The 21,014-nt window shown below is 66.2% G+C and carries 10 protein-coding genes; 6 read left to right on the top strand and 4 right to left on the bottom strand.

What is annotated here, in order from left to right; all coding sequences use genetic code 11:
* The first annotated feature begins 361 nt into the window (after positions 1-361).
* From LV28_RS24865 to LV28_RS24840, 6 genes are all read left to right on the top strand, one after another.
* On the top strand, positions 362-2,722 hold the full coding sequence (locus tag LV28_RS24865) for a primosomal protein N' (RefSeq protein ID WP_038621822.1): 2,361 nt from the start codon (positions 362-364) through the stop codon (positions 2,720-2,722).
* 130 nt (positions 2,723-2,852) lie between these two features.
* Positions 2,853-4,202 carry a SorA family sulfite dehydrogenase catalytic subunit gene (sorA, locus tag LV28_RS24860; protein WP_023598417.1) on the top strand — a complete coding sequence of 450 codons (1,350 nt, stop codon included), beginning with the start codon at positions 2,853-2,855 and terminating at the stop codon, positions 4,200-4,202.
* A 14-nt stretch (positions 4,203-4,216) separates the two neighbouring features.
* Positions 4,217-4,558, top strand: a complete 342-nt coding sequence (sorB, locus tag LV28_RS24855; protein ID WP_024788643.1) for a SorB family sulfite dehydrogenase c-type cytochrome subunit — start codon at positions 4,217-4,219, stop codon at positions 4,556-4,558.
* Positions 4,559-4,732: 174 nt separating this feature from the next.
* The gene (gene putA / locus LV28_RS24850) at positions 4,733-8,647 is read left to right on the top strand and encodes a trifunctional transcriptional regulator/proline dehydrogenase/L-glutamate gamma-semialdehyde dehydrogenase (protein ID WP_038619251.1); all 3,915 of its coding nucleotides are present in this window, start codon (positions 4,733-4,735) and stop codon (positions 8,645-8,647) included.
* A gap of 609 nt (positions 8,648-9,256) precedes the next feature.
* A complete protein-coding gene (gene putP, locus LV28_RS24845; RefSeq protein WP_038619254.1) occupies positions 9,257-10,801 on the top strand; it encodes a sodium/proline symporter PutP in 1,545 nt (514 codons plus the stop codon).
* A gap of 208 nt (positions 10,802-11,009) precedes the next feature.
* Entirely contained in the window at positions 11,010-12,152 is a 1,143-nt protein-coding gene (locus tag LV28_RS24840; protein ID WP_023598413.1) for a branched-chain amino acid ABC transporter substrate-binding protein, read from the top strand.
* Positions 12,153-12,285: 133 nt separating this feature from the next.
* On the opposite strand, the gene LV28_RS24835 is transcribed toward LV28_RS24840, so the two are convergent.
* The 4 genes from LV28_RS24835 to gcvP all read right to left on the bottom strand — a co-directional run bounded on the left by LV28_RS24835 (position 12,286) and on the right by gcvP (position 20,984).
* Positions 12,286-13,701 (bottom strand): alanine/glycine:cation symporter family protein, encoded by a 1,416-nt coding sequence (locus LV28_RS24835; RefSeq protein WP_038619257.1) that lies wholly within the window; start codon positions 13,699-13,701, stop codon positions 12,286-12,288.
* Positions 13,702-14,050: 349 nt separating this feature from the next.
* Positions 14,051-16,189, bottom strand: a complete 2,139-nt coding sequence (locus tag LV28_RS24830) for a hypothetical protein (RefSeq protein WP_038619260.1) — start codon at positions 16,187-16,189, stop codon at positions 14,051-14,053.
* 313 nt (positions 16,190-16,502) lie between these two features.
* Positions 16,503-17,906, bottom strand: a complete 1,404-nt coding sequence (locus tag LV28_RS24825) for an L-serine ammonia-lyase (protein ID WP_023872604.1) — start codon at positions 17,904-17,906, stop codon at positions 16,503-16,505.
* 150 nt (positions 17,907-18,056) lie between these two features.
* Positions 18,057-20,984 (bottom strand): aminomethyl-transferring glycine dehydrogenase, encoded by a 2,928-nt coding sequence (gene gcvP, locus LV28_RS24820; RefSeq protein WP_024788642.1) that lies wholly within the window; start codon positions 20,982-20,984, stop codon positions 18,057-18,059.
* Positions 20,985-21,014 lie beyond the last annotated feature (30 nt).

Genomic DNA, 21,014 nt, shown 5'->3' with positions numbered 1-21,014 from the left:
GGCGTTGTCCCGAAGACTTATGCACAAATTCTCGCTGCGCCGCCGCAAGTGGGAGTGCCAAGTAAGGTACTGTCTACTCTGTTCATAAGCTATTGATCAAAAAGCTTTTTTATTTGACCCAAAGTGAGAGCGCCGCGCGGCGCGAGGGCCGTGTGGCGAGGCTGAAGGGCAATAATCCCCACAGTTCTCAACATAGTTATCCACAAGCGCTTCACACCTACCGGAAAGCCGACTCAAATCCGGGGTTTAGCGAAACTTCTCAGGATTCACTTTAAGTTTGAGCCGCGCCGACGATCTGTCCGCCCCCTCTTTCGCGTCGTTCGACGACGCATCGCGCCCGGTCACCGACTCGCGTACCGGAGTGCCCACTATCGCCCGCGTGGCCCTCGATACGCCACTTCCCACCTTGTTCGACTATCGTCTCGATCAGGCCGCGACCCTCGGTCAACTGGTCCAGGTTCCGTTCGGACGACGACAGGTGGTGGGTGTCGTCTGGGAATTGACGCAGCGCAGCGACGTTCCGTCCGCGAAGCTGCGCGACGTGACATCGGTATGGCACGAATTGCCGGCGCTCGGCGACGACTGGCGCGACCTGATGCAGTTTGCCGCGCGTTATTACCAGCGCGGCATTGGGGAAGTGGCGCTGCCCGCCGTGCCCGGACATCTTCGTACGCCGATGCGATGGTCGCGCCTGCTCGCCCGGCGGGGCGTGCAGCGCTATCGCTTGGCCGACGGTGCGCTGCCGGCGCTCATGGAAAACGTGCCCGCCCGGCTGCGCGCGCAGCGCCGCCTGGCCGAAGGACTGGCGCAAGCCGGCACGCTGGACGCCGACGAGGCGCGCGCCCTCTGCGCGAAAGCGGCCGACGTGCTCAAGCAGTGGGCCGCCGCCGGCTGGGTCGTGGTGGAAACGGTGCCGTTTCACGAAACGGTGCGCGAAGCGGACGAATGCAGCGACGTCATGGACGGGATGGACGAGTTGCGCGTCTCGGGCGCCACGGAACACCCCGTGGCCGATGCTGCACCTGGTGCCGCCCCCGGCCGCACCCTGACGGCCGGCCAGGCCGACGCCGTGGCCGCCATTCACGGGGCGCTCGTCGCCACGCAGGCGAAGCCGGACACGACGCCCGCCGACGACGCGCCTGCGTGCACGCCGTTCCTCCTTTACGGGGTGACCGGCAGCGGCAAGACCGAGGTGTACCTGCGCGCCGTCGCCGAAGCGCTGCGCGAGCCCGAGGCCCAGGTGCTCGTGCTCGTACCCGAGATCAACCTGACGCCGCAGCTCGAAGGCGTCTTTCGCACGCGGTTCCCGAACGAGACGCTCGTCACCCTGCACAGCGGGCTGGCCGAAGGCGAGCGCGCCCGGCATTGGCTTGCGGCGCACCGCGGCGAAGCGCGCGTGGTGCTCGGCACACGGCTGGCGATTATGGCGTCACTGCCGCATCTGCGCCTGATCGTGATCGACGAAGAGCACGATCCGTCGTACAAGCAGCAGGAGGGCCTGCGCTATTCGGCGCGAGACCTCGCCATCTGGCGGGCAAACCGGTTGCGCATTCCGGTGGTGCTCGGCTCGGCCACGCCGTCGCTCGACAGCTGGCGACGCGCCGATCAGGGCCGGTACGTGCGACTCGCCATGCCCGAGCGCGCCACCCCGGACGCCGTGCTGCCGCGCGTGTCGCTCATCGACATGGAAGTCGAGCGCAAGCGCCAGCGCGCCGTTCACGAAGGGTTGTCGCAACCGCTGCTCGCCGCCCTCCGGGCGCGTCTCGACGCGGGCGAGCAAAGCCTGCTGTTCCTGAATCGACGCGGGTACGCGCCCGTGCTCAATTGCGATGCCTGCGGCTGGATCAGCGACTGCCGCCGTTGCAGCGCGCACATGGTGCTGCACAAGCCGGAACACCGCCTGCGTTGTCATCATTGCGGCGCCGAAGCGCGCATCCCGCACGCCTGCCCCGACTGCGGCAACCTCGATCTCGCGCCGCTCGGTCGCGGCACCCAACGCATCGAGGAAGCGCTGACGGCCCATTTCCCCGACGCGCGGCTCGCCCGCATCGACGCCGACAGCACGCGCCGCAAGGGCAGCGCTCAGGCGCTCTTCGCGCAGGTCCACGCCGGCGAGGTCGACATCCTCATCGGCACGCAAATGGTCGCCAAGGGACACGACTTCCGCAATGTCACGCTCGTGGGCGTGGTCAACGCCGACAGCGCACTGTTCTCGCACGACTTTCGGGCCGCCGAACGACTCTTCGCACAACTCATGCAGGTGGCCGGTCGCGCCGGCCGGGCCGCCCGGGCCGACGGCCCCGGCGACGTGCTGATCCAGACGCGCTACGCGTCGCACCCGTTGTTCGCGGCGCTCATGCGTCACGACTACCCCGGCTTTGCCGCGCAGCAGCTCGAGGAGCGACGCGTCGCACTGCTGCCGCCGTTCACGCACCAGGCCCTGCTGCGCGCCGAGGCCCGCAAGCTCGACGACGCCATGGCTTTCCTTCGGCAAGCTCGTGAGATCGCCGCCACCCCGGCGCTGAACGACCCGCGCATCTCCCTGTGGGATCCGGTGCCGATGACGATGGTCCGGATCGCGGGCACGGAGCGTGCGCAACTCGTTGTGGAGAGCCCGCACCGGGGCGCGCTCCAGCGCTTTCTCACGCGATGGATGAGCGAACTGCGCACCCTCCGGGCCCCGGTGCGATGGCACCTCGAAGTGGATCCTCTCGAAATATAAATCGGTATACAGCGTTCCGGAAATTTGACAACGTCGCCAGAATCTCCGACGATGCGACCATAAGTCGAACGCCGCACGACGAACGGTTCACGTCATCTGCACGAAAAAGAAGTTCTACAGGAGACATCCGATGAAGTCGCACGACCGGAGCGCCCCCCCCACGGCGCCACATACCGCCGCATCCGCCGCATCTCCCATTCTCCCGCCCGAATACGCGTTTTCCGAAGCGCCGCCGGAGTCGGCCCTGGCCGAAGTCTCGCGCCGTCGCTTTCTGCGCCGCGCCGGGGCACTGAGCGTCGGGGCCACGCTGGCCGGGCGGGCGCTCGACGTATTTGCGGCAGCCACCGCGCCGACGATGGTCACGCTGCCGTTCGCCAACGGCGAGCGCGAACTCGTCGCGTATCCGCAAAAGCGTCCGTTGATCCGGCTCACGGCACGGCCACCGCAACTGGAAACGCCCTTCGAGGTGTTCAACGACGGGCTGATCACGCCCAACGACGCATTCTTTGTGCGCTACCACCTTGCGGGCATCCCGACCGACATCGATCCGGCAAAGCACCGCATTCGCGTGGGCGGCAGCGTGAGCAAACCGCTCGACATCTCGCTCGCCTCGCTGAAGAAGGACTTCGGCCAGCCCGTGGAAATCGTGGCCGTGCATCAGTGCTCGGGCAATAGCCGCGGCTTCTTCGAGCCGCGCGTGGCGGGCGGGCAGATCGCCAACGGCGCCATGGGCAACGCCCGCTGGCGCGGTATTCCACTCAAGCGGATTCTCGAGCGCGCAGGGGTGTCGCCCAATGCGAAGCAGGTCACCTTCGAGGGTCTGGATCGCCCGATCGTGCCCGCCACGCCGGAGTTCGTGAAGGCGCTCGACCTCGACCACGCGATGGACGGCGAGGTGATGATCGCGTTTGCCATGAACGGCAAGGACCTGCCGATGCTCAACGGCTTCCCCGTGCGACTGGTCGTGCCCGGGTACTACGGCACTTACTGGGTCAAGCATCTGGCCGACATCAACGTCATCGACAAGGTATTCGACGGTTTCTGGATGGCCACGGCCTATCGCATCCCGGATAACGACTGCAATTGCGTCGAACCCGGCAAGGCACCCGAGAAGACGAAGCCGATCGGCCGCTTCACCGTGCGTTCGTTCATTACCAGTCACGCCGACGGTCAGCAAGTCGCCGCCGGCAAGGCCATGCGCGTGCGAGGCATTGCATTCGACGGCGGCGAAGGCATTCGCGACGTGCAGTTCTCGACCGACGGCGGCCAGACATGGCACGCCGCGAAGCTGGGCCAGGAGTTGTCGAAATACTCGTTCCGCGAATGGACGGCGAATTTCACGCCGCCACAGGCCGGCGAGTACGTTCTGAAAGTGCGGGCGACGAATCGTGCAGGGGTGACGCAACCGCTGCAATCGTTGTGGAATCCGGCCGGCTATCTGCGCAACGGCGTGGAATCCGTGCGCGTAGTCGCGGCTTGAGACAGGGGACGATCATGAACGCAGTCAAATTGTCGAACGTCGCCGCCTTGCTGGCCGGGCTGAGCGGCGCCCTTCTCACCCTCGGCGCGTCTTCCGCGCACGCCCTGGAGATCAAGCTGCCGCAGGAGACCGCCCAGCTCAAGGCCTCCACACTTGCCGGTCATCAGGCCGCCAACGCCTGGTGTGTCATGTGTCACTCCGTGGACTACGTCAACACCCAGCCGCCAATGCCCGCCGCCTTCTGGCACGCGGAAGTCGCGAAGATGGTGAAGGTGTACGGCGCGCCGATTCCCGAAGATCAGGTCAAGCTAATCGCCGAGTATCTCGGCAAGACGTACGGCACCGACCAGAAGTGACGCTTCGGCCCCGGGGCGCCCCCGGGGCTTCACCGCCTCCCCCGCAAACCCGCTCGCCCCCATTCGGTGCAACCCGAATTTTGACTCTGGTTGCACCTCTTCGGAAAGCCGGTTACGATGCCGCCATTCACCCGCTATGGGTGTCACGTTTTTGCGTCATCAGGTAACCCTTCCATGGCAAACACCACGCTTGGCGTCAAGGTCGACGACGTCCTCCGCACGCGGCTCAAGACGGCCGCCCAGCAAATCGAGCGCACCCCGCACTGGCTCATCAAACAGGCCATCTTCGCCTATCTCGAGCGTATCGAGAGCGGCGCATTGCCGCCCGAACTCAGTGGTGCAACCCAATCCGGTACCGAGGTGATCGAGGGCCACGCCAGCGACGACGCCGTGCCGCATCCCTTCCTCGAATTCGCCCAGAACGTGCAACCGCAGTCGGTGCTGCGCGCCGCGATCACGGCGGCCTATCGCCGTCCCGAGCCGGAATGCGTGCCAGTGCTGGTCGGCCAGGCCAAGCTGGCGCCGTCGACCGCCACGCAAGCCTCCGACCTCGCCCGCAAGCTGGTCGTCGCGCTGCGCGGCAAGAGTACGGGCGGTGGCGTGGAGGGCCTGATCCACGAGTTCTCGCTGTCGAGCCAGGAAGGCGTGGCGCTGATGTGTCTTGCCGAAGCGCTGCTGCGCATTCCCGACAAGGCCACGCGCGATGCCCTCATTCGCGACAAGATCAGCAAGGGCGACTGGCACGCCCACATGGGCAATTCGCCCTCGATGTTCGTCAATGCCGCCACCTGGGGCCTGATGATCACCGGCAAGCTCGTGACGACGACCAGTGAAGCGGGCCTCACGAAGGCGCTCACTCGCCTGATCGGCCGCGGCGGCGAACCGCTCATCCGCAAGGGCGTGGACATCGCCATGCGCCTGATGGGCGAGCAGTTCGTGACGGGCGAAACCATCTCCGAAGCGCTTGCCAACAGCCGCAAGTACGAAGCCCAGGGCTTCCGCTACTCGTACGACATGCTCGGCGAGGCCGCGACGACCGAGGAAGACGCCCAGCGCTACTACGCCAGCTACGAGCAGGCAATCCATGCGATCGGGAAAGCCTCGGCGGGCCGCGGCATCTACGAAGGCCCCGGCATCTCGATCAAGCTCTCGGCATTGCACCCGCGCTACTCGCGCAGCCAGCACGAGCGTACCGTTGCCGAACTGTTGCCGCGCGTGCAGTCGCTTGCCAAGCTGGCCCGCTCGTATGACATCGGCCTGAACATCGACGCCGAAGAGGCCGACCGCCTCGAGATCTCGCTCGACCTGCTCGAGGCGCTCTGCTTCGACCCGGAACTCGCCGGCTGGAACGGCATCGGCTTCGTGGTGCAGGCGTATCAGAAGCGCTGCCCGTTCGTGATCGACTTCATTATCGATCTCGCCCGGCGCAGCCGGCATCGCATCATGGTGCGCCTGGTCAAAGGCGCCTATTGGGATACGGAAATCAAGCGCGCACAAGTCGACGGCCTGGAAGGCTATCCGGTGTACACGCGCAAGATCTACACGGACGTGTCGTACCTCGCCTGCGCGAAGAAGCTGCTCGCCGTGCCGGATGCGATCTACCCGCAGTTCGCCACGCACAACGCCTACACGCTCTCCGCCATCTATCACCTCGCGGGCAACAACTACTACCCCGGCCAGTACGAATTCCAGTGCCTGCACGGCATGGGCGAGCCGCTGTACGAGGAAGTCGTCGGCCCCATCGCGTCGGGCAAGCTCGCGCGGCCGTGCCGGGTGTATGCGCCGGTCGGCACGCATGAAACGCTGCTCGCCTACCTCGTGCGCCGTCTGCTGGAAAACGGCGCCAACACGTCGTTCGTGAACCGCATTGCCGACGAGACCGTCAGCGTCGACGAACTGATCGCCGATCCGGTGACGGAAGCCGAGAAGGTGCAACCGCTGGGGGCGCCGCACGCGAAGATTCCGCTGCCGCGCGATCTTTACGGTACCTCGCGCGCCAATTCGTCGGGCTTCGATCTGTCCAACGAACATCGTCTCGCCTCGCTGTCGTCGGCGCTGCTCGCGAGCGCCGGCACGCCGTGGCGCGCCGCCCCGATGCTCGCCGATGGCGAACGCACGACCGGCACCCCGCGTCCGGTACGCAACCCGGCCGATCTGCGCGACACCGTCGGCCAGGTGATCGAGGCGACCTCGGACGACGTGCAAGCCGCATTGGCCCACGCCGTGGCCGCCGCGCCGATCTGGCAGGCCACGCCGGTCGAGGAACGCGCCGACTGCCTGATGCGCTCGGCCGACCTGCTCGAAGCCCATATGCCCACGCTCATGGGACTGTGCGTGCGCGAAGCCGGCAAGTCGCTGCCGAACGCCGTGGCCGAAGTGCGCGAAGCGGTCGACTTCCTGCGTTACTACGCGGCGCAGATCCGTCAGGGCTTCTCGAATGACACGCACCGCCCGCTGGGCCCGGTGCTGTGTATCAGCCCGTGGAACTTCCCGCTCGCGATTTTCGTCGGTCAGGTCGCCGCGGCGCTGGCCGCCGGCAACCCGGTCATCGCCAAGCCTGCCGAGCAAACGCCGCTCATCGCGGCCGAGGCCGTGCGCCTGATGCAGGCCGCCGGCGTGCCGGCCGGCGCGCTCCAACTGCTGCCCGGCACGGGTGAGACCGTCGGCGCCGCACTGGTGGCCGACGCCCGGACCAAGGCCGTCATGTTTACCGGCTCGACCGAAGTCGCACGCATCATCGCGCGCACGCTGGCCGAGCGGCTCGACGCCAACGGCCGTCCTATCCCGCTGATCGCCGAGACCGGCGGGCAAAACGCCATGATCGTCGACTCGTCGGCCTTGCCTGAACAGGTCGTGTACGACGTGCTCGCGTCGGCCTTCGATTCGGCCGGCCAGCGCTGCTCGGCGCTGCGCGTGCTGTGCCTGCAGGACGATATCGCCGACAAGACGCTGCACATGCTCAAGGGCGCCATGCAGGAACTGGCGATCGGCAACCCGGATCGCCTCTCCATCGATGTCGGCCCCGTGATCGACGCCGAAGCGCAGGGCGGCATCAACCGTCATATCGAGCAGATGCGCGCCAAGGGCTTCCCGGTCGAACAGTTGCCGTTGCCCGAAGCCGCACGACACGGCACGTTCGTGCCGCCCACGCTCATCGAGCTCACGGATCTGAAGGCACTGCAACGCGAAGTGTTCGGTCCGGTGCTGCACGTGATCCGGTTCAAGCGCGCCCAGCTCGACAAGCTGCTCGACCAGATCAACGGCACGGGCTACGGCCTGACGTTCGGCGTGCACACGCGTATCGACGAAACCATCGCCTACGTGACCGAGCGTGCACACGTCGGCAACGTCTACGTGAACCGCAACGTGATCGGCGCCGTGGTCGGCGTGCAGCCCTTCGGCGGCGAAGGCCTGTCTGGGACAGGTCCGAAAGCGGGTGGTCCGATGTATCTGCCGCGCCTGCTCGCCACGCGCCCGGCCGCGCTCGCTCCCGAGCTCAATCGCAACGACGCCGCCCTCTCGCCGCTGGTGAGCTATCGCGACTGGCTGCATCGTCAGTCGGACAGCGCCGCCGCGATCGATCGCGTGGATCGCTATCTGGCCACCTCGGCGCTCGACGCCACGGCCGTGCTGCCGGGGCCGACCGGCGAGCGCAACACGTACGGACTGGCGCCGCGCGGTCCGGTGCTGTGCGTGGCCGCCACGCCGCTGGGCGCCCGCACGCAACTGGCTGCCGTGCTGGCAACGGGCAACACGGCGGTCTTCGCGGACAGCCCCGCCGCGCGTGAGCTGGTGAGTGCGCTGCCCGACACGCTCAAGGCGCGCGCCTCGGTGCTGGCCGCCGGGACCGACGCGGCCGGCGAACCATCGCTCGCCGCCGTGCTGTTCGAAGGCGACAGCGACGAATTGCTCGCGCTGAACCGCCGCATCGCCACGCGCAACGGTCCGATTCTCTCGACGCAAGGCCTCTCGCCCGAAGCCCTCTCGGCGGGCGACGACTACTCGCTGGAGCGTCTGCTGTGCGAACGCTCGGTGTCGGTGAACACGGCGGCCGCGGGTGGCAACGCCAACCTCATGACCATCGGCTGAGCCAGCGCCGCGGGTCGGTGGCCCGGCGCGCGCGACATCGGATTCGCGTACGAATCTCGCCAGATTCGTCCTAAATCCGGCAGCGCGCGCCCAACGACCGATCGCGTCTGCGGCGCGCGCAATACGCGCCTGGCGGCCGCGCAGGCTCGATGTTGACGAGCATGCGCGGCCGTTTCACATGAGACGCGGTCATTCGCCGTCGCTGATCACGTCCCACGACCCGTCACCGCGGTGTGACGCCACTCGGCCGCCAGGGCCACACCTCGTCCTGCTTCGTCTTGCTTCGTCGTGCTTCGTCCTGCCTCGGCTCACCTCACACCAACGCTTCCCGGCCCCATCGCCGGTCCGCTCGATATCTGACGGGTCGCCGCACCTTCCCCGCGGTTCACGTTGGACCGCATTTACCGTAGCCCCGCACGCTGAGCGCTTTCACGGTATCGTCGCGCCCGCCCCCGACATATAAACGCGTCTCACCGCCTTCGGGCGGTCAACCCGTGCCGGCGACACGTATCGCCGGCCACCGCGGTCGTCGTTGCGCGTTGTCGCCCCTTTCGTCATGCCGGGAGATCGGCGTCCGACGCGCACCGCACCGCCGCTCAAGGAGGCTACATGTCCCTGTGGAATCCCACTGCGGTGTCATTCACCGTCTATTTGCTGCTCATGCTGGTGATCGGGTGGCTCGGTTACCGGTCCACCAACAATCTCTCCGACTACATCCTCGGTGGACGCCGCCTCGGCAGCTTCGTCACCGCGCTCTCCGCAGGGGCGTCCGACATGAGCGGCTGGCTGCTGCTTGGGCTGCCGGGCGCCATCTACGTCGGTGGCCTGTCGGGCGTCTGGATCGCTGTCGGCCTCGCCGTGGGCGCATGGGCGAACTGGCATCTGGTCGCCGCGCGGCTGCGCGTGCACACCGAGGTTTGCGGCAACGCCCTGACATTGCCCGAATACCTGACGCAGCGCTTTGGCGACAGCAGCCATGTGCTGCGCATTGTCACGGCGCTCGTGATCCTCATCTTCTTCACGATTTACTGCGCCTCCGGCGTGGTGGCCGGAGCGCGCCTGTTCGAGACGATGTTCGGACTCGACTACCGCACAGCGCTGTGGATCGGCGCCGTGGCGACCATCGCGTACGTGTTCATCGGCGGCTTTCTCGCGGTGAGCTGGACCGACACCGTGCAAGCCTCGTTGATGTTCGCCGCGCTGGTGGTCACGCCGATTGCCGTGATCACCATCGACGGCGGCCCGGCCGCGGCGATCTCCGCCGTGACGGCGGTTCACCCCGCGCACACCGACTGGTTCGGGGAGCTCGCCCCCGTCGGCGTGATCTCGATGCTCGCATGGGGCCTCGGTTATTTCGGCCAGCCGCATATTCTCGTGCGCTTCATGGCCGCGCGCTCGGCCGCCGCGATCCCGCAGGCGCGACGCATCTGCATGACCTGGATGACGCTTTGCCTGGCCGGCGCCGTGGCGGTGGGCTTCTTCGGCCTGGCGTTCTATAGCGCGCGTCCGCTGATCGGCGACGGGGTGGCCGCCAATCCGGAAACGATCTTCATGGCATTGACCACCCAGTTGTTCACGCCGTGGCTCGCCGGCATTCTGCTCGCCGCGATTCTGGCGGCGGTGATGAGCACGCTGTCGTGCCAGTTGCTCGTCTGCGCGAGCGCGCTGACGGAGGACCTTTACAAGACGTTTGCGCGCGGGCCGGTCAGCCAACGCCGTCTCGTGTGGATCGGGCGCGCGATGGTGCTGGCCGTGGCGGTCGTCGCGGTATTGCTGGCGCTCGACCCGAACAGCCGGGTGCTGGGCATGGTGAGCTACGCCTGGGCCGGCTTCGGCGCGGCGTTCGGTCCGCTGGTGCTGGCCACCCTGCTCTGGCCCCGCGTCACACGCAACGGCGCGCTGGCGGGCATCGTGGTGGGTGCCGCCACGGTGCTCATCTGGAAACAGTTCGCCTGGTTCGAACTGTACGAAATCGTGCCCGGCTTCGTCCTCGGCGGTCTGGCGCTCGTGGTCGTGAGTCGTCTCGGCCGGGCGCCGTCCGCCGACGTTCTCGCCCGTTTCGAAGCGGCCGAAGCCGTCCTGCGCCAGATCCGCGACGGCGCCCCCGTCATCCCGGGTAGCACCGACGCGCCCACGGCGCAACCCACGCCATAACCCGGTAGCACCTTCTATCGGCAAATGTCCCTCTTGACCGGCGCGCGCAGCCATCCAATACTGCCGCGTCGGACGCATTATGCGTTTGATTGCGATGCATGCCGTCCAGGATCGACCGGTCCTGTGCCGATGGCATTCCAAGAAAGGTGCGCCGCGGCGATCCCGCAGGCGCGCCACTCAACGACATACACATGCAAGGAGAGGGTTGATGCAATCGAAGCTTACGCTCAGCGCAGTCGCAGTGGCGGGACTGCTCGCGTTCGGTACCGCCGGCGCACAACAGGCGCAGGAAGTGAAGCTGGGTTTTGCCGCACCGCTCACGGGCGCCCAGGCGCACTACGGCAAGGACATGCAGAACGGCATCCAGATGGCCGTTGACGAGTACAACGCCACCAAGCCGACCATCGAAGGCAAGCCGGTGAAGTTCGTGTTGCAGTCCGAGGACGATCAGGCGGATCCGCGTCAGGGTTCGCTGGTTGCGCAGAAATTGGTCGACTCGGGCATCAAGGGCATGCTCGGCCATTTCAACTCGGGCACCACGATCCCGGCATCGCGCATCTACGCCGGCGCCGGTATCCCGGAAATCGCCATGGCGACCGCGCCGGAATACACGAAGCAGGGTTTCAAGACGACCTTCCGCATGATGACCTCGGACATCCAGCAGGGGTCGGTGGTGGGCACGTTCGCGGTCAAGAAGCTGGGCTTCAAGAACATCGCGATCGTCGACGATCGCACCGCCTACGGCCAGGGCCTGGCCGACGAGTTCGAGAAAGCGGCGAAGGCAGCCGGTGGCAAGATCGTGCGCCGCGAGTACGCCAACGACAAGGCCGTGGATTTCCGCGCGATCCTGACCAACCTCAAGCGCGCCAATCCGGACATGGTCTTCTACGGCGGCGCCGACGCCCAGGCTGGCCCGCTCGCCAAGCAGATGCGCGAGCTGGGCATGAAGAGCACGCTGATGGCCGGCGAGATGGTCAAGTCGGATGCGTTCCTGAAGATTGCCGGCGACGCCGCCAACGGCTCGGTTGTCTCGCTCGCCGGCCTGCCGCTCGACAAGATGCCCGGCGGCACCGCTTACGAACAGCGCTACAAGGCGAAGTTCGGCTCGGCCCCGGAAACCTACTCGCCCTACGCCTATGACGGTGCCATGGCCATGATGTCCGCCATGAAGAAGGCCAACTCGACCGACCCGGCGAAGTACCTGCCGGCGCTGGCCAAGACGAGCATGCCCGGCGTGACCACGCGTGAGCTGGCTTACGACAAGGTGGGCGATCTGAAGTACGGCTCGATCACGCTCTACAAGGTGGTCGACGGCAAGTGGACCGTACTCGAGACGGTCGGCGGCAAGTGACCGTTTGACGACGGCTCATTAGTCGCAAACGCCAAGGGCCGGTGAGTCGTCTCACCGGCCCTTGCTTTTGAATTCCGCGTTTGCCGGATTCCCGCTTTCCGGGCGACGTCATCGCGGCATCGCGCGGCGCACGTTACCAGACGTCCTTCGGCAGGCGTTCGCGCAACTCGGGTGGCAGCACGTCGCGCGTGAATACCGGTTCGGCGACACCGGCTTTGCGCTGTTTCCGATAGTCATGCCATGCGAGCACCGCGTATCGGGTCAGCAAGGCAATGGCGATCAGGTTGATGAACGCCATCAACGCCGTACCGACGTCGGCGAAACTCCACACCAGCGGCAGGCTCGCGATGGAACCGAGCATCACCGCCGCCAGTACCAGCGCTCGAAAGACATGCAGGCACCAGCGTCGCTGCGTCATGTAGTCCATGTTCACTTCCGCGTACGCGTAGTTGCCGAGCACGCTGGAATACGCCAGGAAGAATACCGTCAGGCCGGTGAAGGTCACCGCCCAGTCGCCGAAGTGCGCGGCCAGCGCGCGCTGTGTGAGCACCGCGCCTTCCGGCGCCGCGCCGGGCATGAACTCTCCCGAGAGCAGGATCATGAATGCCGTCGCCGAGCAAACGACGATGGTGTCGAAGCACACGCCGAGCATCTGCATGAGCCCTTGCTGAACCGGATGCCGCGTGGTGGCGACCGCCGCCGCGTTTGGCGCACTGCCCATGCCGGCCTCGTTGGAGAAGAGCCCCCGCTTCACCCCCATCAGCACCGCCTGACCGACGGCATACCCGGCGATACCACCCGCCGCGGGCTCCAGCCCGAAGGCATGGCGCCAGATCAACGCGATCATGCCGGGAAACTCGTGCAGATTCGCGAGGCAAACGAACACCGCAAGCCCGAGATACGCTACCGCCATGACCGGAACGATCCATTGGGCCACGCGCGCCACACGCCGCACACCCCCATAGATGATCGGCGCGGTCAGCAGGACCAACGCGATGCCGATCCACTGCCGCTCCCAGCCGAACGACGCTTCGAGCGCCTCCGCGATGGAGTGCGATTGCACCGAGTTGAGGGCGAAGCCAAACGTGAACAACAGCGCGACGGCGAAAACGACGCCGAACTTGCGTGAGCCGAGACCGAGCTGAATGTAGTAGGCGGGGCCACCACGGAACGTGTTGTCCCGATGCGCAACCTTGAAGATCTGCGCAAGCGTCGATTCGACAAAGGCCGACGCCATGCCAAGCAATGCCGTCATCCACATCCAGAAGATGGCGCCCGGACCGCCGATGGTCAGCGCCACGGCCACGCCCGCGATATTGCCGGTGCCGACGCGGCTGGCCAGCCCCGTGGCGAATGCCTGAAACGGCGATATGCCGGAAATGTCACCCGAGGTTCGCAACAGGCGAACGCTATGCGCGAACGCCCGGATCTGTATGCCGCCGAACCGCACGGTGAAGTAAAGGCCCGCGCCGAGCAAGGCGATCACCAGGGGGTAGCCCGACAGCACCCCGCCGACGGCATCCACCATCGATTTAACCCAGCTTTCCATGTCAGTCGTCTCCTGTCGCAATCGTGCATCACCCCTCTGAAATGAGAGGCGAGGGACGGAGAATCTCAAGGATTGGGCCATTGCGACAGTTTGCCGCTGCACTTTGCGTCGATTCCTATGCAGGTTCGGACGCGCGCCAATAAAAAAAGCCGCTCGGCGATCGCCGGGCGGCTCAAAGACAAGGCAAGGAGACATCGCCGCAGAGCATATCGCCCGGATGTGACGGTGGCGTGACGCGTCGCAAAGCCGCGATGTTCCGGGCTCGGAAGTTTGCGGAGGACGTGTGAGGGCGTGTGAGGGCGTGGATCGGCGGGGGTGCACGCATACCGGTGCAAGGCGAGCGCCGCCATCAGGGAAGCGGACAGGTGCCTGGACTGCACGGCGTGAAAGAACTGTTGTGAAGATCGCTGGCGCGCGAGAAGGCACATTGCACGTCGACCGCGAGCGTTCTGCCCGGACCTGCGGTGTGCGCCGCGCGTGTGCCGACCCGGATCGTATCGCTCGAATGATCGAGAAAGGCGCCCGCGAAGTCCGACCTGATCTTGCAGGACACCGGGCCATTCGGATTCTTGACGAGCACCGCGGACGTTCCACCGAGGTGTCGGGTCGTATAGCGGTAAAAGCCCATGCCACCCTGCGCGATCGGCGCATTGAGATCGCCGGCGGATGCCCACGTACCGAACGTGTCGAACAACTGCTTCAACTCGCGGGCAAACCCCGTGTCGGTGTCCTTCAGGATCTTGTCCGGCTTTCGAACGTCGCGATGAATCGATGGCAGTTTGGAAACGAAATCGCGCACGGACCAGAAGCCGCTCTTCACGACGCTACCGTGAACATCGATCGTCGGCCACCCGCGCCAGAACCAGGCGTTCTCGCGCACGTACGGCGTTCCCGCCCCTTTCGACAGGCACACCAGTTGCTCGGTGCCGCGTGGCGACTGCGTCACGATGTACTCGCCCTGACTGGCGCCGGGCCGGATCGACGCGCCACCGCGCCCCACATTGGTGACCGCGCATGCGAGCAGCGTGGCGTCGGATTGGGACGCCACGTAGAAGTAGAGCGCCGATCCCAACCTCAGCCCCGCACGCGACGGCGTCAGCGAATAGCGCGTGACTTTCCAGTGGTCGTCGACCCGGACGAGTTTTTCGATCTCCTTGACGATGTAGGTCGGCACATCCGTCACGCTGCCGGGGGTGCTCGCGAGTTTCCAATGCCACGTGTTGCTGCCCGGCCGACTGCGCTGGCACGAAAGCAGCCGGCCGTCGGCGTCGCGCGTCAATCCCCAGACGTGGCACTCCTCGCCCTGCTGCTTGGCGCCGTTGAGCTCGACCACGCCCTTCGCCGAGCGGAACAGGTCGGCCTCGACCTTGTCGGCCTTGACGATGTCATTGCCCGACATTTCGAGCTTCCCGTCGAGCTTCGCGCCGTTCTTCGCGCTCAGCTTCCCTTCCAGCACGGTATCCCCCGCCACGCTCAGCCGCGCGCCGACGTTCGCAGGTCCTCCCACGACCAGGCTTTGCGCGCCCGCCGGGCCGGTGAGTTCCATGGCGCCCATACGTAACGTGCCGGTGCCACTGATATCCTGCGCGCCCACGATGCTATGGTTCGCTCCATTGCCCCCCATGTCGAGCTGGCCCTGAAGCGTCGCCGAGTTCGCGACGAGCGGGCCACTGACGGTCGCCGCGCTGGCAGTCAACGATGCGCCACTGAGTCGCTCCGCGTCGAGTTTGCCCACGCCGACAATGTCGTGCCGCTTGACCCTCCCGCCCTGCGCGTCCCTCTCTTCGAAATCGAGCGGTCCCCGCATCGTCGAGCCATCGCGCCGGACGTAAACGTCCATCGCACTGGTCGAATAGCCCCCGCGCACCGCGATGAGTCCCGGCTTTCCGAGCGGGCTCGCGACGGTCCCGGTTTGACCGGATGAATCGAGGAACCGGAACACCTGACCTCCGTCGTGCTGAATGCCGCCCAGTGCGCCGATCTTGCGCACGGCGACCGCCGCGGCGTCCCAGTCGGGAGCGGTGCCGTAAGTCTTGTAGATCGGTGTGTCGATGTAGGTGAGCGTTTCGATGTTGCACACATTTGTGGTCTTGTCGCATTCGAGATACACGTGAATGCCGTATTCGCCTCGGCTTCCCGGCGGGCGCGTGCCCATGCCGGTGGCGTTGGTGGCCGTGAGCAGCCTGCTCGCCGTCAGATTGTCGATGCTGGGACGGCCGAGCCAATCCTGGCGCCTTTCAAAGGTGACGCCCCGGACCGTGAACGGCTTTGCCGATGGGCCCAGCAACGCCACGATGGCGTTGTGATGCTCCACCACGAAGCTCTGCACCTTGTCGCCCATGAGCTTCAGCGCTTCGCCCATGCGCTCCGCCTTTTCGGTACGCATCTGCCTTGCCTGATGCACGCCCCAGAAGGAAATCATCACCCCCAGCACGGCGACGGCAATCGCCGCCGAGATCAGGAAGATCCCGGATTGTTGCTTTCGCATGGTCGAACTCCTTTCGTCTGAGCGCCTCGCGCCGCATCGGGCGTGACAGCAAAGTCGTCAAAACTTGCCATTCTCGACGACGTCTCGACACCGGGGATTAGGAAACGCCCGGAACTTTCGAAGGGTTCGCGCGAAATCAGAAATCACTCGCCCAAAGACGAAAAAAGGCCCCACGGGATTCCCGTGAGGCGTGTTCGATTGACCGGCAGGACCGGCAACGGCGCGACAGCTGAAACGTCTTTTACGGCGCGCACACGCGGCCCGTGCGTCGCACGCGCATCGTTCACCGACACGTGCGCGACGTGGCGCCGTGTCAGCACTCGACGATATTCACCGCCAATCCGCCGCGCGCCGTCTCCTTGTACTTGGTCTTCATGTCGGCGCCCGTCTCGCGCATCGTCTTGATGACGGAGTCGAGCGACACATAGTGAGCGCCATCGCCGCGCAGCGCCATCCGTGCGGCGTTCACGGCCTTGATCGACGCCATGGCGTTGCGTTCGATGCATGGAATCTGCACCAATCCGCCCACCGGATCGCACGTCAGGCCGAGGTTGTGCTCCATGCCAATTTCGGCCGCATTCTCGACCTGCTCGACCGTGCCGCCCAGCACGGCCGCAAGCGCGCCTGCCGCCATCGAACAGGCCACGCCGACCTCGCCCTGGCAGCCGACCTCCGCGCCCGAAATCGACGCGTTGAGCTTGTAGAGAATGCCGATGGCACCCGCCGTGAGCAGGAAATCGATCACGCCCTGCTCGTTCGCGCCGTGCACGAAGCGGTCGTAGTAGTGAAGCACCGACGGGATGATGCCGGCCGCGCCGTTCGTCGGCGCCGTCACGACACGCCCGCCCGCCGCGTTCTCTTCGTTGACGGCGATCGCGTACAGGTTCACCCAGTCCATCACCGACAACGGGTCGGACAGCGTGCGTTCCGCGCGCTGCGTGAGCTGGCGGTACAACTCCGGCGCGCGACGCCGCACATGGAGCGGCCCGGGCAGTTCGCCGTCGGCCTCGTCGTTGCCGATGCCGCAACCGCGCGTCACGCACGACTGCATCACATGCCAGATATTGAGCAACCCACGACGGATGTCCGCTTCCGCCGTATCGCCCTGGTGCCAGACCTTCTCGTTCTCCCACATCAACTGGGCGATGGTCTTGCCGCTGGCGCGGCACATCTCGAGCAGTTCCTTGCCCGTGCGGAACGGGTACGGCAGCTGATCGTGCGCCGAGAGCACCTGCGCGTTCGACGCGCCCGCCGTCACGACGAAGCCACCGCCGACCGACAGATAGCGTCCTTCGCGCAAGGTGTTGCCCGCACCGTCGAAGGCATGGAATTTCATGCCGTTCGGGTGCTCGGCCATCGCTTCGCGACGATAGAACACCATGTGTTCCTTTTCGACGAACGGTACATCGTGGCGACCGAGAATCGACAGCACCTTCGACTTGCGCAGCGTGGCCAGCCGCGCGGCAATCGTCGACGGATCGACCGTATCGGGCGCTTCGCCCATGAAGCCGAGCAGCACGCCCTTGTCGGTGCCGTGTCCCTTGCCGGTCGCGCCCAGCGAGCCATACAACTCGGCGCGAACCGACGCCACCTGGGGCAACAGGCCGTCGCGCTCCAGTCCCTGAACGAACATCAGCGCGGCGCGCATGGGCCCGACGGTATGCGAACTCGACGGTCCGATACCGATCTTGAACAAATCGAAAACTGAAACGGCCATGAGGCTTTCCTGAAGATCTGAAACGTGAAGATGACTCGTCGGCCGCGGCAAGTCCGCCACGACCGCGTGACGTCCGAAGCCGCATCCGGAGAGACAAAAAGGGGCCGGCAACGTTGCTGCCGGCCCCCGTGTGTCCGAACTACGCGACGATCACTCGTAGTCGCTCATCGGCACGCAGGCGCAGAACAGGTTCCGGTCGCCATACACGTTGTCGGCGCGTCCGACCGGAGGCCAGTACTTGCGCTCGCGCAGCGCCTTGACCGGATACGCTGCCTGGCTGCGCGCGTAGGCGTGCGTCCATTCGTCGGCGGTCACCACGTCGGCCGTGTGCGGCGCGTGCTTGAGCGGATTGTCCTCGCGGTCCGCGCGTCCCTCTTCCACCGCGCGGATTTCCTCGCGGATCGTGACCATCGCCTCGATGAAGCGGTCGAGTTCGTGCTTCGACTCCGATTCCGTCGGCTCGACCATCAGCGTGCCCGGCACCGGGAAGCTCATCGTCGGCGCATGGAAGCCGAAATCCATCAGTCGCTTGGCCACGTCGTCGACGGTGATGCCGCTGGTGTCCTTGAGCGGACGCAGGTCGAGAATGCACTCGTGCGCCACCAGCCCGCCCGGCCCGGTGTACAGCACCGGGTAGTGCGGCGCGAGCTTCTTCGCGAGGTAGTTGGCGTTGAGAATGGCGGTTTCGGTGGCGGCCGTCAGGCCCTTCGCACCCATCATCGCCACATACATCCACGAGATCGGCAGGATCGAGGCCGAACCGTACGGAGCGCCCGACACGGCGCCGATACCTTCGGCATCGCGCGAATACCCGGTCGAACGCTGGTTCGGCAGGAACTTCGCCAGATGGGCGCCGACAGCGACCGGCCCCACGCCGGGGCCGCCGCCGCCGTGCGGAATGCAGAACGTCTTGTGCAGGTTCAGGTGCGACACGTCGCCACCGAATTCGCCGGGTGCGCACAGGCCGACCATCGCGTTCATGTTGGCGCCGTCGACATACACCTGGCCGCCGTTCGCATGCACGATTTCGCAGATCTGGCGCGCGCCCGCCTCGAACACGCCGTGCGTGGACGGGTATGTCATCATGATCGCGGCCAGGCGGTCGCGATGCTGCTCGGCCTTCGCCTGCAGGTCGGCCAGATCGACGTTGCCATTGGCATCGCACGCGACCACCACGACCTGCATGCCCGCCATCTGGGCCGATGCCGGGTTGGTACCGTGCGCCGACGCCGGGATCAGGCAGATGTCGCGATGCGCTTCGCCGCGCGAGGCGTGATACGCCTGAATGATCAGCAGGCCTGCGTACTCGCCCTGCGAGCCGGCGTTCGGCTGCAACGACACCGCCGCATAGCCGGTCGCGGCCACGAGCATGCGCTCGAGCTGGTCGATCATGGTGCGGTAGCCCACCGTCTGGTCGGCCGGGGCGAACGGGTGAATCTGGCCGAATTCCGGCCACGTCACCGGCAGCATCTCCGAGGTGGCGTTGAGCTTCATCGTGCACGAGCCGAGCGGGATCATCGTGCGATCGAGCGCCAGATCCTTGTCCGAGAGACTGCGCAGGTAACGCAGCATTTCGTGCTCGGAGTGATAGCGATTGAACACCGGATGCGTGAGATACGCGCTCTGGCGCGCGAGCGCCGCCGGATAACCGTTCGAGACGGTGGCTTCGATGGCGTCGAAGTCCAGCGAGACAGCTTGCTTGCCGAGCCCCTCTGCGACCACTTCCCACAACGCGATCACGTCGTCGCGCGTGCTGGTCTCGTCGAGCGAGATGCCGACCGTATCGGCGTCCTCGCGACGCAGGTTGAAACGGCGGGCGGCGGCCACGGTGTGAATGCTGTCGGCGCGGCCGGCCACCGGCACGGTCAGCGTGTCGAAGAACGTGGCGTTTCGCGGCGCGGCGCCCAGGGCGGCAAGACCGGCGGCCAGCACGGCCGTCAGACGGTGCACGCGCTCGGCGATTACACGCAGGCCCTGCGGGCCGTGATACGCGGCGTACATGCTGGCCATGATGGCGAGCAGCGCCTGCGCGGTACAGATGTTCGAGGTGGCCTTCTCGCGGCGGATGTGCTGCTCGCGCGTTTGCAGCGCCAATCGCAGCGCCGGCTTGCCCTGCGAGTCGACCGACACGCCGACCAGACGACCGGGCATCGAGCGCTTGAGTTCGTCGCGCGTGGCCAGGTAGGCGGCGTGCGGGCCGCCGAAGCCCATCGGCACGCCGAAGCGCTGGCTGTTGCCGACGGCAACGTCGGCGCCCCACTCGCCCGGCGGCGTGAGCAACGCGAGCGAGAGCAGGTCCGCGGCGGCGACCAGCATGCCGCCCTTCGCATGGATCGTGTCGGCCAGCGCGCGGAAATCGCGCACGTCGCCGCCCACGCCCGGGTATTGCACCAGCACGCCGAACGCCTCGACTTCGGCGGCGGCGGCCACGGGACCGACCTGGACTTCGATGCCGAGCGGTTTGGCGCGCGTTTGCACCACTTCGATGGTTTGCGGCAGCACATCGTCCGCCACGAAGAACGTGTTGGACTTCGACTTGCCGGTGCGCTTGACCAGCGTCATCGCTTCGGCGGCGGCGGTCGCCTCGTCGAGCATCGACGCGTTGGCGATCGCCAGCCCCGTCATGTCGATGATCATCTGCTGGTAATTGAGCAGCGCTTCGAGGCGGCCCTGCGAGATTTCCGGCTGATACGGGGTGTAAGCCGTGTACCAGGCCGGGTTCTCCAGCACGTTGCGCAGGATCACGCCCGGCGTGAAGGTGTTGTAGTAGCCCTGACCGATGAACGACTTGAAGACCTGGTTCTGGTCGGCCAGCGCGCGCAATTGCGCAAGTGCCTGCGACTCGGTCTTCGCGGCGGCGAACTGGCCGAGCGATGCGGCGAAGCGCTCGCCGTCGCGGCGGATCGAGGCCGGCACGACCGCGTCGATCAACGCGGCGCGCGAGGCATAGCCCAGCTCGGTGAGCATGGCTTGTTGTTCGGGGGTGTCCGGGCCGATGTGGCGCGCGGAGAAGTTCTCGCGCTGCTCGAGCTCGGTGAGCGAGCGGCGCGGCGCTTGCAGGTCAGTCAAGGCGTTCATGGGTCAGTTCTCTCGTTCGATCACGGCAAG

It is taken from the genome of Pandoraea pnomenusa, assembly GCF_000767615.3.
Classification (GTDB): Bacteria; Pseudomonadota; Gammaproteobacteria; order Burkholderiales; family Burkholderiaceae; genus Pandoraea; species Pandoraea pnomenusa.
The sequence above is the reverse complement of the archived record's forward strand: the minus strand, read 5'-3'. Positions and strand labels throughout refer to the sequence as shown.